This is a genomic window from Brevibacillus porteri, from assembly GCF_003013475.1.
Classification (GTDB): domain Bacteria; phylum Bacillota; class Bacilli; order Brevibacillales; family Brevibacillaceae; genus Brevibacillus; species Brevibacillus porteri.
In genome coordinates, this window is the sequence record NZ_PXZO01000001.1 from 135,400 (window position 1) to 149,758 (window position 14,359).

Consider the following 14,359-nt stretch of genomic DNA (forward strand, 5'->3'; position numbering starts at 1 on the left):
TTTTTGTTCATTTCCACTGTATATGGAAATTGAAGTAAAATAGAGGAGTAATCCTATGATTTGAACAAAACAACAAAAAAGAGGTGTGACGATGGTAGAAGAGTTGTCGAATTACCTAAAGAAATGTGACATAGAAGTGGTTGCTGCGGAGGATTTCACGATACCTGCTACAAAGGTAGATAAGCACAGAATCTTGGTCCTGCCTAGCTATAATATACTAGAGATGATAGAAGAAGCGGTAGACGAAGAAGGATCACTCTCTGATTATGTACATAACCAGCTAGAGGAAGTTCATCGCTTATCCGTAGAGGATGTCTTTCGGCGAATTGTAAAATCTCGACTTTTGTATACAGACATTTCATCTGAGCTACAAAATTTGGATGGAAAGAACTTTGAAGATATCTATCGGGCATATTCTCTGATATGGGAAGGCCAGGAGCTAATCGATGAACAACTAAGTGAAACAGAAACGGAGTCCTTTCAAATCAGTGAAGAATGGGTACAGGATCGATTAGAGGATGACGCCTTGATTGTCATGGAATTGCCGTTAGCATCTGGTTATGAAGCACCGTTGTGGGTTCCCATGGGTGGCTATAATGAATGCCCATTACCTGTATACCAGTCCGTTATCGTAAAGTACTGGCAGGAGGGGTATGGGATCAAGATTCTCGCAGTGACAGAGGATACTTGGATTTTTCAGGCAAGTTCAAGACCACAGACTCATCAGGAAGCACTCAAGCTGGCACAAGAGCATTTCATCTTTTGTCAGTACGTCTTAGATGAGTTTCCTTCCTTAGGGCATTACGCCGATTATTTGATGAAACAGGATGTGTGGTTTTTTTGGTGGGATTAACTCGCCATATTCCTGAAATATCTCCCGTGTTCCGACAATAAACATAACAAGATACCAAAGAACACTGGGGAAGGAATGAGCAAATCATGCCTCAAGGAATACATGATGTGGAGCTGAACCTGCCCATCGGGGCGGTATGGCAGTTTGTGAGTATAGTGGAGAATTGGGTTCCACTGGTACCTGGCTACATCAGCCACGAGGTAATCAATGAACGTCGTGTCGTTTGGACGTTTACAGGCGATATCGGCATCATGAAGAAAACGATCAGCCTGCAAGTGGATATCACTGAATGGACACCGCCAACTGAGGTGAGGTTCAACCTGACAGGGATCAGCGGGAATTTTACCGGAGAGGGTTATTTCAAAGCGAAGGCACTGGGTGAGGCGCGGACGAAAATGACGGGGTGTCTGGATATCACCGCCCATGGTGTGAAGGGCCCCATGATCAATTCCATTCTAAAATCCAATCTTCCGAAGACAACGAGGGAGCTCGTGGAGGCTATTGGAAAACGTATAACGAAATAGCATCCTTGCCACCAAAACGAAAACACGCCAGCTCGGCGTGTTTTTTTGTGTCATGCACGTTTGGGAGATAATAAAGGCATTCAAGCGGAATAAGGAGTTCAAAGAGGAAGTGAAGGATTATCACAAGTCGAAAGGAACATTGCCATTTCCGATCAAACAGCCTTTACCTTATGATCTGATCAGGAAAATCGTCCAATACCGAGTAGCGAGCAACTTGAAAAAAGCAGAGAGGAAATCACAAAGTCGGCGGAGTTGACGCTTAGAGACGGTGATCCTTATAATTTCTTTATGACAATTCCAATTGTAACCACCAAACTGTATATGCCCCCGCCACGGTTGAAGACCGTTACCCGTCATCGACTGATCGAGCAGTTAAACGAGGGGCTAAACCGTAAACTGACGGTCATTTCAGCACCAGCAGGCTCCGGGAAAACGACACTTGTCAGTGAATGGCTCGCCAGCGGTGATCGCCCCTTCGCCTGGATTTCCATGGATGAAGGGGATAATGACCCTGCGTGTTTTCTTACATATCTCTTCACAGCTCTGCAAAACATTGACCCGAATATTGGAGCGGGCATATTTCCTTTGCTCCATTCCCCTCAACCTCTACCACTCGAATCGATGATCGCGACTCTGCTTCATGAAATAATCGCAGTACCCAACCCTTTTGTTCTAGTCTTCGATGATTACCACGTATTGAAAACGGGGCCACTCGATGATGCCATCTCATTCCTGCTTGAACGCATGCCACCACAAATACATCTGGTGATTGCGACCCGTGAGGAACCGCGTCTGCCTATCGCTCGGTTACGGGTGCGGAACCAATTGAATGAAGTACGCGCGTCCGATTTGCGCTTTACCTATTCGGAAGCAGCAGAATTTCTGGAGACAGTGATGGGTTTAGAGCTATCACCGGAAAACATCGCTCTGCTCGAAGCCCGCACAGAAGGCTGGATTGCCGGTCTACAGTTAGCGGCTCTTTCCATGAAAGAACAAATAGATGTCGCAACCTACCTTCGATCTTTTTCCGGCAGTCACCATTTTATCCTCGACTATATGGTGGAAGAAGTACTTACCCAGCAATCTGCAAGCATTCAAGCATTCTTGCTGCATACATCCATCCTCGCCCGATTGTCCGGTCCTCTTTGTGACGCCATTTTTGGCGAAAGTGGTATCGATTCAGGTTCAGGCCAGGAAATGTTAGAATTCCTCGAACGAGCCAATTTGTTTATTGTTCCGCTGGACAGCGAGCGGCGTTGGTACCGCTATCACCATCTTTTTGCTGATTTACTACGGCAGAGGCTCCATCAGCGTTTTTCATCGACAACAGGAGAGGACGAATGTATTCTCGCAGAATTACATACCCGAGCAAGCATTTGGTATGAAGACAATGGTCTGGAGATGGAAGCTTTTCACCATGCAGTGGCCGCCAATGATACATCACGAGCAGCGCGACTGGTGGAGGGAGAGAGGATGCCGCTGCTCTTTCGTGGAGGGGTAATCCCTGTACGGAACTGGCTGGAGTCGTTATCACACGAGGAGTTGGACGCAAGGCCCGCGCTGTGGGTGATGTACGCCTCTGCTTTGCTGATGACTGGTCAAGTGACTGGCGTTGAACCGAAATTGGTAGCCGCCGAAAAAGCACTGCAAGGTTTGAAACAAGATGCCAGGTCCAAAGATACTCTTGGGCATATCGCTGCTATACGTGCCACATTGGCTGTGAGCAAGCATCAATCAGAGGACATCATGGCCGAGGCCAAGCGAGCTTTAGAGTACCTGCATCCTGACAACTTGCCAGTTCGCACAGCCACTACTTGGTCGCTGGGATATGCTTATCACCTTCAAGGGAATCGTATCGCAGCCAGCAAGGCTTACCAGGAGGCATTATCGAACAGTGAGAAGATTGGCCATGTCGTGATCACCATGATGGCCACGATTGGACTAGCGAAGCTACAGGAGGCAGATAATCAGCTCCATATGGCGGCTGAGACTTATCAGCATGTACGAAAATTGGCTGGTTCTCCTCCCTTACCAGCTGCTTGTGAAGCGCATCTAGGCTTGGCCCGGATTTTTTATGAATGGAACGACCTGCATAAAGCAGAGCATCATGGTCAACAGTCCATTCAATTAGCACGTCAGCTGGAACAAACGGACAGAGTCGTGGCAACGCAGGTGGTTCTAACTAGACTGAAGCTAGCACAAGGAGACGTTAGTGGAGCGGCTGCCATGATTGCAAATGCTGAGCATGTTGCTCGCAAGCATGGCTTTATCATGCAGATGCCTCCTATTGCCGAAGCACAAGTCCTTCTATTACTTCAGCAGGACAACCTGACAGCGGCAGCCCGATTGGCACAGAAGCACGACCTTCCCCTGCTCCAAGCCCGTGTACTTCTGGCACAGGGAAATACGTCCGCAGCACTTGCGGTGCTCGAACCATTACTCGAGCAGGCAGAGGCAAAACAGTTAGAGGATGAACGACTCAAGATCATGCTTTTGCTCGCGGTTGTTCTGCATGCGCATGGTGATCAAGCAAAAGCTGCGCAAATGTTGAAAGACGCTTTGGTAATAGCGGAGCCGGGTGGCTTCATTCGTACATTTGTCGACGAAGGTATCCCGATGAAAAGGTTATTGTGTGATGCGGAAGTCTATGGAACGATGCCACGTTATAGAGAAAAGCTACTTGCGGAGTGGAAAGAGGAAGAGCCGAAAAGGGAAGGAGGCAATTCGAATCTGCCCCACCATGTTGATTCCCTGATCGAGCCACTTAGTGAGCGAGAGCTTGAAATTTTGCAGCTCATCGAAAAAGGATTATCGAATCGTGACATTGCCCAGCAGCTGTTCCTCGCACTCAGTACGGTGAAAGGGCACAACCGGAATATCTTTGACAAGCTGCAGGTACAGCGGCGTACGGAAGCAGTTGCACGGGCTCGCCAGTTGGGCTTGCTGTAAATTTCAAAACAATACTTAAGTATCTGTATAGCAATACCGTGCTCCCGCTATACTCATGGCAAAGTGCAGGTTAGGAGGATGTCAATGAGAGCCGTGGTATGCACGAAATACGGATCACCAGATGTTTTGGAGCTAAGAGAAGTAGAGAAGCCTAGACCTAAGGATAATGAAATCTTGATAAAAGTTCATGCAACAACAGTTACATCTGGAGACTGTAGAATACGAGCCTTCCAAAGTCCGTTCTTGCTCTGGATTCCCATGCGCCTTGTGCTCGGTCTCACAAAACCGCGAAATCCTATTCTCGGTGTCGAGCTATCTGGGGAAGTCGAAGCGATCGGAAAACATGTAACGCGATTTAAAAAAGGCGACCACGTCTATGCATTAAGCGGGATGAGATGCGGGGCGCATGCGGAGTACATCAGTCTGAAGGAAAACGCTATCGTGGGGTTAAAACCGACAAATGTAACACATGAAGAAGCTACCGCGATTCCTTTCGGGGGAACGACCGCCTTGCATTTTTTTCGAAAAGGAAAGCTTCAAAAGGGACAAAAAGTGCTGATCTACGGGGCTTCTGGATCGGTAGGGACATCCGCGGTACAGCTTGCCAAGTATTTTGGGGCTGAGGTGACAGCAGTATGTAGTTCTGCAAATTTAGATTTGGTGAAATCGTTGGGAGCCGATAACGTCATCGATTACACGCAAGAAGATTTTACGAAAAAAGAAGAGCGCTATGACATTGTATTTGATGCGGTTGGGAAAGCAAGGAAGTCCCATTGCGTAAAAGCACTGTCGCCCAACGGGATATTCCTGACAGTGGATGGGCAAGGGATTGCAAAGGTGCGGACGGAGGATTTGGATTTCTTAAAAGAGTTAATGGAGGCAGGGCAGATAAAAGCGGTGATTGACAGACGTTATTCGCTGGAACAAGTATCGGAGGCACATAGGTATGTGGAGACAGGGCGGAAGAAGGGGAATGTCGTGGTCAAGGTTGGAACATGATGAAATTGTGCCAAAATAAAAGTCAAAGGGGGCAGCTCTTTGCCGAAAAAATCGGCATGTGAGACTGCCCCATTTAACTCTTATTCATTCCGCCAAGCCAACGCCAGCGTCCCCATCCCAGCATGCGCCCCAATCGTGGAACTGATCGGTCCAACCAACACCTCGACATCGGAGTACTTGCTCTGAATTTTCTCTTTCAGTTCCAGCGCTTTGTCCAAGACGTTGCCATGCAAAATCTGCACGTGCTTCACGGTGTAAGTCTGCTTGGCTTTCTCCAGCTGTTCCAGCATACGCTTGACCGCTTTGCCTTCGGTACGAACCTTTTCATATACTCCAAACAGCCCATCTTTAATTTGGAAAATCGGCTTGATCTGAAGCAGATTGCCGATGAAATATTGCAAACCGGTCATTCGGCCGCCCTTGTAAAACTGGTCGAGACTGCCAACCAGGATATAGTTCTCAAACTTTTTGTATTCCTCACGCAAGGAAGCCGCAATCTCCTGATAGCCTTTTCCTTCTTTGGCTTGCTCGATTCCGTTTAAGATGATCGAGGTAATCGGGTACGACATCAGCTTGGAATCTACCGGCTCGACAGGGAAGTCTACCATCTTGGCTGCCGTTACACTAGTATTGTAGGTCCCACTCAGATCAGAGGAGAGGTGGACAGCAATCGCGCATTCATACTCTTCCTTTAATCGTTCGTAGAGTGTCACAAATTTTCCTAAGGAAGGCTGTGACGTTTTGGGAGCATAACGGGCCTGCACAATTTTTTGATAAAGCTGTTCAGGCGCTAAATCAATGCCGTCTTCAAAAGTGCCATCTTCAAAGATAATCTCCAGTGGAACGACGTAGATGTCATGCTCTTCCAGGATGTGATCAGGTATGAGTGCGGTACTGTCTGTAACCCAGGCAATTTTTTTCTTCAAGGAAACATGTCCTCCCCCATTAAAATGCGTGTTCTATCTTTACTAGCGAAAGCTTCATGGTTGTTCGTTACGGATGTTGTATAAGCAAACTCGCATATTCTATCATAATACGAAAACTGTCGTTTTTTGTCGCAAATAGAAGGAGTTTTATTGAACAAATGAGAGGAGATTAATGGGGAAGAGGGCACAGGGCACAGACAAGAAAAATCCCATGCTTCTTCGAGGGGAAGAGACATGGGATTTGTATCGTCTATTCAACTAACGGCTTGATTTTGGGAAAGACCTTCAATGCTGTCTTGTAAAACACATCCTCGTGATATTCCGCTGGGATTAGCTCCTGTACAAATTGGATATACGGCTTCACTGGCGCCAGCGGCCAGTCTGTCCCGAACAAAAATTTGTCGTAATGATCACAATAGGTGATCGCGTGTCGCAGATGAGAGAAGAAGAGAGGGGAGTCCGCGAGTCGCTTGCAATTGGCTGCGTCACCGACCATTAAGCCGGAGAGATCTGCAAACATGTTGCGGTTTTTATAAACGACTTCTGCCCCATCGAGTACCCACGGATCGCCAAAATGGGCCATCATGAAATGAACGTCTCGATGCTTCACAGCCACCTCGTCTAGTGTGAGAGGGTGGGAGTATTTTAAGAGCCCGCGCTCCGAGTACGTATCGCCGGTGTGAAAGACGACAGGTACCTGATATTTGGCTGCGAGCGCATAGACGGGATCGTAGACGCTATCGTAGGCGTAGAAGGGATAGTAGCCCAGATAGATTTTCAACCCGACCACGTTGGGCTTTTGCAGCTCAGCTTCCAAGCGTGCCACTGCCGTTTCATCCAGCTTGAATGGGTTGATTCCCAGACAATAAACGAACTGTGGTGGCAACTCGTCTGTCAGGTCTAGTCCCATGGGAGTGACAGCTTCCACATCGGGAAAGCCGTCTGGCTGAGTCTCTGTCAAGCCCATGCCTATCCCAAGGACCACGCCATTCTCTGCATATTCTTGCAAGAGACCAGCGACGGAGTAATCGACAAAAGACTTTTCCGCCGCTGTCCGCTTGAACTCCTTGATATGGGATAAATGCATGTGCGCATCAATGATTTTCATTGAGAAGCCCTCCCTTATTTGGCAAAGCGAATCGTCCGTAAGTCAGATAAGGCATTGGATGGAAGCGTGTTGTCGGCAAACAGGAAAAAGACAGGCGGAGTAAAGGTAGTGCTGTTGTTTGGTAGATTCAGTTCGCGTATGACAGAAGCTACGGCCACTTCCTTGTTTGCGTATACTTGGAGGTCCGCAGTATCGAGGTCAGTAACGATATGCATCTGATCGTTGCTGGAAGCTCGCCCGAGGACATAATCGGAAACTTCAAGGACATCCAATTCACCTTGTGCCAGCTTGTAGCTGAGCTCCTCACCATTCGTACCAACGGTTTTCAGCCATACCGCCTCGTCCTCGGTTCCTGGCTGCAAAAAGATGTCAGTGGCTAATTCTTTGCCAGCAAAGTACGTTCCAGTATTTTGTTCGATCTCTACTGTATGACAGAGGACAGGTACTCCTGGCAGCAGCAAGTAATACTGATGGCAAGTCAACCCGCGATACTTCTCCTGCTTTTTCACATGGTAGCTCACCTTGATTCCCTGCCACGCATTTTGCTTGTTGTCGATTAGCTCGACAAAGGAAGCCGTACGCTCTTCCTTAACCAGGGAAAATGTGCTTAACTCCTCCATATAGTTGCCGATTCCACCAGTCCACGGATTCCACCAAGATTTCGGCTTCCGCTCAGGGAAGGCGCTGTCCAGCCACTCCTGCCCATTGCTTGTAAGCGAGTAGAGCGTCGGAGCAAAATCTGGAGCGGCTTTGATCCGCAAGCGTCCATTGTCGGCGATATAGACCTGCTGTCCCTCTTCCACTGTTTGCTCCTGTATGACCTTGCCTTGACCGATTGGGAAAATCGCGCTTTGCAAATGCGACACATGCGTGGCAAAACGTCCCTCTACTTGCACGAGGTCATATGGTTTTTCCGGCGTCTTGAAAGAGAAGCCAGATTCCGTCTCTTCCTCATCTTCTGTAAAGCTCTGCGCTTGTTCGGAAGCTGACTCGCTCAAAAGGGATGCGATCAGTTCTCCGTCCAAATATTGTTGCTTGTATTCTTTCACCTGTACATCCAGTTCCTTGCTTGTGACAAAAGGATTTTGCTCATTAGCGCTCAACTCTAGATGAGAGCTCAAGGTCAGGTCTGCTGGCATAGGTTCTTTACGGGCAAAGGCACGGAACTCTTTCCAGTCAGCATAGCCCCCATGTGAGAAGTGGAAGGGACCAAACGATTTTTTTTCATGTGGAGCAAGCATGCCGAGATTGGTTTCGAGTGTGACATACCAGCCTTGAATGTCAAAACGGTATTCAGGAGGCCAGCACATTCCCCAGGGGGCCGTTTCATCCTGTGTAAATAGCCAGTTTTCACTGACTAACTCTGCATCCCAGTAATCCATATCGCTGCCATAGGAGGATGGTGTTTCAACATAACGGCCTTGATACGGCACAATGGGGCGATGAAAACTGTGACTAAATCCTTGGTTAAGCCAAAGCTCAGTAGTCAGCTTGTCAGCAGAGTGGTTTTCTATCTCCAATCCGTGTTCAACGGTACCATCTCCGAACAGGAGCGTTTTGCTAACAAGTCCAATTTGCGGGTATGCCCCGGAGCGATACGTTGCATGGATGCCGATTGCTCCCTTTTCCACGATAAACGCAACATTCTCGGCACGCTTCTTCGAGAACTCGCTAGAAAACGGTTTGCCGAGCTTGGGATAGAGGAAGTTGGTTGGCTCCCCGCCTGTCCCGCCGACAACGGTCATCTCATTATCTTCTTTGTTCAAGTAGAGCGTATGGCGGCCATGGTGAACTTGCCAAGCCTGTTCCGTTTCTCCCGACACCATCGCACCAAGTCCCGTAAAGGCAGCTCCGATTTTTTTGGCAAAAGAAACCGATCTGCCATCTGCGAGCTTTGCCTCCACCTGTACGTTGGCTTCGTAAAAGCCGTGTTCATACAGGTCAGCGTTAAGCGGAAGCGAAATGCGCTCTTTGCCAGACAGTTTCAAAGTGTGGCGTTGCTCTTGTAAGCCAACAAATGAACAAACGGGCAGCTCGAATGAAAATTCCGCTTCATCCGTAAAGTTGTTTTCCACGTCCAAATAAAACAGCTTTGTCTGTCCCGGATAGGAGAGGCCAGGTACATGCAAGGAAAGGGTAGCAGGAAACTTGGGAAGGATTCCTACCTCGAACAGCGCTGCCTTGCCGTTGATCAGTAGCTGGGTACAAACACGCGGATGCGTGCGCCAGATGCTTTGCTCTTCTGTGATTGGATCGACAAAAAAGGTAGCTGACAGCGTCGTTTCACCTGTTACAGCCAGCTCGTGCTGATAATCAAAGCGGATCGTGTCACTCGGTTGCCCGTTTAACGAAATCTGTAACGGCTTGCCTGATTTGTTGACGATCCGGTAGTGAATTTGATACTCACGTCCAAAGACCAGCTCCAGCTTTTCTGCTTCGGCAGACACGAGATAATCCTCCGTCTCGATGAGGCGCATGCCTCGACCCCGCCGCTCAAACTCCACGCGTAAGCTCTTTTCTCCTTTTGCCCAGGAGTATGTGAAGTAATCAAAGCCGTTTTCCTTGCGTCCATCTGGCTCTACAACGATCTCCCGCGTGGAGTCCTGATACCAGTCAAGCTCCTCAAAATAGTGAGCGATCGCTTCGGTACGGAGCACAGAAGGAATCATGTTCATCAGATGGGTGGCGTCGTCCCGGTCTTCCCAGAAAAAGCCGAACTTCTTATACAACGGAACAGCCTTCGTGTTTCCTGCCCACGTATACAGATCAAGTCGCGGCCAGCCCAGCTCAATCGTTTTCTCCAGTGCGCATGAAAGCAGCATCCGGCCGACTTTTTTTCCATGATAGTCGGGACGTACATTGAGCAACGGGATGTAGAGTGCACCGGTATCTTCCCGATATTCGGCCAGGCTGCAATATCCAACGACCGTTTCACCTTCCATAGCGAGATAGACGGTGATAGCGTCAGAGGCTGCTTCTTCTTGTCTAATTTGTTCCGCTGTCGTAATCGAATTTCCGCCTCCCCAGCTATCTCGGCTGGCATTCCACATATCTGCGACCGCTGCGGCAAGCTCAGGGCGGTAGGTGACAATTGAGATTGATGCTTCCATGCTTGTTAACACCTCGATTACATTGTTAAATTATGTATCTTCTAAGAGTTGTACGTTTGATCGACAGAATTGTTGCTAGTTTTCGGAAAAAGAATCAGCGCATGTGCAAAAAAAGCACCTTATTCAGGTGCTTTTTAAAGCATTCAGGTTCTCGTTCTCGTTTTTACTGCGAGTCCACTAAACGTAACAGGCCCAACAACATCAGCTCTGGTATTTGCCGTTCGGTTTTCTGCGGTTACTGTGTAAATATGGGTACCAGCTCTTACATTTCGATCGATTGCCTGAAAGGTGACAGCATAGTTTTGTTCAGAACCAGTAGATTCAATACCTTGGAGGGTGTTGAAAATCTCTCTACCATCACGAAATACGCGGAAGAGGATTTGCACAATACCGGTAATCCCCCGAACACCAACCGTAGCAACTAATTCAACACGATTCGGTTGGGAATGCCTAGATGGGATTCTGATTCGGATAGTGGCGAGGCGAGACCTTCCTGGCGAGCGTCTGATGGTAAAGGAATTTGCCAAGTTAAATCGACGGCGTGGCTGAACGGCTGCTTTATCGAGAATACGTGCCAAAAATATCACCCCCTTTTTACTTTGATACCTCAAATTATGTTGGACAATGGGGGAGCGATTGGACGAGTTTAAGATACTATTCAAAATTAAGTCATCTATCTTTGTTTGGGTAAACAATAGAAAAGGGATGTAAAATTAAGGTAACGATAAGGTGCCCTTTAGAAGCCATTAAGCTTAGCTCTATACAATCAGGCTTGAGGTGATAGTCATGGAGCTAAAGCAGAACCGCGTTCGAATTATCGATGGCTTGCGGGGATTTAGTTTAGTAGGGATTTTGATGGCGAATATGCTGATTTTCCAGTATGGGATTTGGGGAAGCCAAGAAATGGATTTATACGCCCTCCCCGATTATGAAATGACAGCTTATAAGCTTGTGAAAATATTTGTGGAAGGCAGCTTTATGCCGATTTTTACCTTCATGTTTGGTTTTGGCATGATCAAGATGCAGCAAAGCTTGGCCGCCAAAGGTTTGAAGCAAAAACGCTACCTTGCCCGCAGGTTTTTGATGCTGATCGGACTTGGTCTCCTTCATTCGTACTTCCTATGGGAAGGGGATATCTTGGGGTTTTATGGAATGATGGGCTTCTTTCTGTTGCTGTTCATGAACCGTAAACCGAAAACTCTGCTCATTTGGGGGATTGTCTTACTCTGCCTCATCAGCTTAATGGGGCTTGCTCCAGATGATCCGAATGATCCTACGAGTATTACCGATTCTGCCCGTATGGAAGCTTATGTCGTCAAAACCATGACCGTCTATGGCACGGGCACATACGAGGAAATCGTGCATCACAGAAGCAGTGAAGATCCGCTTGGTTTGCCAGAATACATGATGGTTGCTTTATTGTTGATGGCGCCGCTTATGAGCGCACCCATGTTCCTTTTTGGGATGTATGCTGCGAAGCGCAGGTGGTTCGAGAAGCCAGAGGAAGAACGAACCTCGTATCTCCGAAACATGCTGATCTTCTTGCCAGCGGGACTTTTGTTAAAAGTGCTGCATGTGTATCTGCCGGGAACTTGGTGGAGTGGCGTCGGTGAGATATCGGGGGGGACCATCCTTGCCATCGGTTACATTTTCGCCTTTGTTTGGTTCTTTTCCAGAAGTACGAAATCAACTTGGCTGCCAAGATTTCAAGCCGTGGGTAAACTCTCCTTAACGAATTACCTTTTGCAAACCGTCATTTGTACGACGATCTTCTATGGCTATGGACTCGGATGGTTCGGAAGGATCGGGGTATTGGCTGGCTGCGGATTAGCGATTGTGATTTATGTGGGACAGCTTTTCATAAGCCCATTGTATCTAAAGCGGTTCCGTTATGGCCCAGTGGAACGACTACTGCGTATGTGGACGAATTTTTCAATCTCCGGTCAGACAAAGAAACGCCCGGAAAAACCTATTTCTGCTTAGCACCAGAAAATAAAAACCAAGCAGCTGCTCTATTGGCTACTTGGTTTTTTGTTTGATTGTTGGCCTCTAAAAATATGAATCCTCTGATCGGTCTCCATCATATAATGTAAACGATTGGAAAAAGGTGATCAGATGGGTCATCGTAAAGAACGGAGGATGGGAATTGGGACGTTTTCCAAGAGCAGTAACGAGTCTTGTTTTCTTTAGCCTCTTTTGCTTGATCTTCCAAGCATCCATATTCGTGCCTGTAAGCCAAGCAGCAAGTGAAGAGGAAACACCTGCCGCGGTAGAATCCACTGTAGATCTTCGTCACTTACAAGGAAAAGTCAATGAAATTAACGCCGAGAATTTAATCCAGGAAAAATATACGCCCGACAGCTGGAGCAAGCTGGTGTATGCGTTGGATGCTGCAAAAGTCGTACTGACGAAGTCAAACACCACCCAAGCAGAAATCGATGGTGCCTTGTCCGTGTTAGTCCTAGCAAGAGAAGGGCTGAAGAAGCAGGAAGGTACAATCGACAAGAGTAAACTGCAAACGAAAGTAGAGGAAATTGCAGTGGAAAAGCTGCAAGAAAAAGATTACACAAGGGATAGTTGGAAAGAGTTGCAGAATCGACTAGGGAATGCTTACTTTGTGCTGGATGATCCGCATTCGAGCCAGATTGTCGTAGATGTTGCCCTGGAGAAATTGATCAAAGCGAGACAAGATTTGAAGAGACAAGATGACGCTGTCTATAAAAGAGAGCTGAGGACCAAAGCGAGAGAGATCGAGGACAAAGACTTGGATGAAGACGACTACACCAGATCGAGCTGGCGCAAATTGGAGGATGCGCTTGAACAAGCGTGGGATGTCATTGACGATCCACATGCTACGCAGTCTGAAGTAGATGACGCTCTGTACGATTTGAGAAAAGCATGGAGAAATCTAGAGGATGATGATCGGGACAGAGACCGGGATCGGGATAAAGACAGTAGAAAGGGTTCCTATACCACGCCGACAACCATCTTTTTCACTGGTGGTAGCCCTGCAGATAAGAAAGTGGTTCTCCCTGCAACCAATATAAAAAGTAAGAGCCAACGTAGCTATATGAATGGCTATCCTGACGGAACGTTTCAACCGGATCGTACAGTGACACGTGCGGAGATGGCTGCCATTTTACTGAACGCTGGAATGGTTAGCCAGTCTTCTGCGAATAAGGGAAGGTTCTTCGATGTAGCCGACAACTACTGGGCAGTAAATTCGATTCATCAAGCAAGTGCAGCGGGTATGATGAGCGGTTACCCAGATGGCACATTCCGTCCATCGGCCAACATTACCCGAGCGGAAATAGCCGCGGTCATCTTTAAGTACAAGGCCTTGCAAGGTGCGGGAGGGGGCACTGCCTTTTTTGATGTGAGGGGAGATCACTGGTCATCTCCAATCATTGCAGCGGTTGTTGCCAAAGGCTACATGACAGGTTATCCCGACGGCACCTTCCAGCCAGAGAAAGCGCTGACTCGTGCCGAAGCTGTAACTATTCTCAATCGTGTGCTGAATCGCGTGCCGCAGAACCAAGCTGGCCCGCAAAGATGGCCGGATGTTGCACCTGGTCATTGGGCGTATAAAGAAATTGAAGAAGCATCCGTTCAATAACGATTTCGAAAAAGGACTCACCCTCCTGTAAAATAAGAGGGTGAGTTTTTTATCACTCGTGTCGTAAAACCCCTTGCTTTAGCTATGTGGATATAAGGCACTTTGCTCTGAATCCCCTGTATGGGGTGCTAAGAGCAAACAAAAATAGTCCTTTTTGTCGATCTCTGTTCATTGTCATATTTGCTCCGCTAACAATGCGTCTGTATTTGACCAAACCGAATCGATAACTTGCCTATTCATTACGAAAGCGTCGACGATCAATGTCGATGCTTTT

At 47.7% G+C, this 14,359-nt stretch carries 10 protein-coding genes; 6 read left to right on the forward strand and 4 right to left on the reverse strand.

Annotation, left to right across the window (positions count from 1 at the left end; translation table 11 throughout):
• The first annotated feature begins 91 nt into the window (after positions 1-91).
• The 4 genes from C7R92_RS00640 to C7R92_RS00660 all read left to right on the forward strand — a co-directional run bounded on the left by C7R92_RS00640 (position 92) and on the right by C7R92_RS00660 (position 5,325).
• Positions 92-853, forward strand: a complete 762-nt coding sequence (locus tag C7R92_RS00640) for a DUF4253 domain-containing protein (protein WP_106832858.1) — start codon at positions 92-94, stop codon at positions 851-853.
• Positions 854-939: 86 nt separating this feature from the next.
• Positions 940-1,377 carry an SRPBCC family protein gene (locus C7R92_RS00645; RefSeq protein ID WP_106832859.1) on the forward strand — a complete coding sequence of 146 codons (438 nt, stop codon included), beginning with the start codon at positions 940-942 and terminating at the stop codon, positions 1,375-1,377.
• A 288-nt stretch (positions 1,378-1,665) separates the two neighbouring features.
• Entirely contained in the window at positions 1,666-4,326 is a 2,661-nt protein-coding gene (locus tag C7R92_RS00655) for a winged helix-turn-helix domain-containing protein (protein WP_106833070.1), read from the forward strand.
• Positions 4,327-4,410: 84 nt separating this feature from the next.
• Positions 4,411-5,325, forward strand: a complete 915-nt coding sequence (locus C7R92_RS00660; RefSeq protein WP_106832861.1) for an NAD(P)-dependent alcohol dehydrogenase — start codon at positions 4,411-4,413, stop codon at positions 5,323-5,325.
• Positions 5,326-5,405: 80 nt separating this feature from the next.
• On the opposite strand, the gene C7R92_RS00665 is transcribed toward C7R92_RS00660, so the two are convergent.
• The 4 genes from C7R92_RS00665 to C7R92_RS00680 all read right to left on the reverse strand — a co-directional run bounded on the left by C7R92_RS00665 (position 5,406) and on the right by C7R92_RS00680 (position 11,047).
• Positions 5,406-6,251 carry a DegV family protein gene (locus C7R92_RS00665; protein WP_106832862.1) on the reverse strand — a complete coding sequence of 282 codons (846 nt, stop codon included), beginning with the start codon at positions 6,249-6,251 and terminating at the stop codon, positions 5,406-5,408.
• 250 nt (positions 6,252-6,501) lie between these two features.
• Positions 6,502-7,359 carry an amidohydrolase family protein gene (locus tag C7R92_RS00670; protein ID WP_106832863.1) on the reverse strand — a complete coding sequence of 286 codons (858 nt, stop codon included), beginning with the start codon at positions 7,357-7,359 and terminating at the stop codon, positions 6,502-6,504.
• Between the two features lie 14 nt (positions 7,360-7,373).
• Positions 7,374-10,469 (reverse strand): GNAT family N-acetyltransferase, encoded by a 3,096-nt coding sequence (locus C7R92_RS00675; protein ID WP_106832864.1) that lies wholly within the window; start codon positions 10,467-10,469, stop codon positions 7,374-7,376.
• 143 nt (positions 10,470-10,612) lie between these two features.
• Complete coding sequence (locus tag C7R92_RS00680) at positions 10,613-11,047, reverse strand: exosporium protein C (protein WP_106832865.1); 435 nt, start codon at positions 11,045-11,047, stop codon at positions 10,613-10,615.
• Between the two features lie 208 nt (positions 11,048-11,255).
• On the opposite strand from C7R92_RS00680, the gene C7R92_RS00685 reads away from it, so the two are divergent.
• Both C7R92_RS00685 and C7R92_RS00690 read left to right on the forward strand, forming a co-directional pair.
• Positions 11,256-12,452 carry a DUF418 domain-containing protein gene (locus C7R92_RS00685; protein ID WP_106832866.1) on the forward strand — a complete coding sequence of 399 codons (1,197 nt, stop codon included), beginning with the start codon at positions 11,256-11,258 and terminating at the stop codon, positions 12,450-12,452.
• 163 nt (positions 12,453-12,615) lie between these two features.
• Positions 12,616-14,085 carry an S-layer homology domain-containing protein gene (locus C7R92_RS00690; RefSeq protein WP_244195603.1) on the forward strand — a complete coding sequence of 490 codons (1,470 nt, stop codon included), beginning with the start codon at positions 12,616-12,618 and terminating at the stop codon, positions 14,083-14,085.
• The last annotated feature ends 274 nt before the right edge of the window (positions 14,086-14,359 follow it).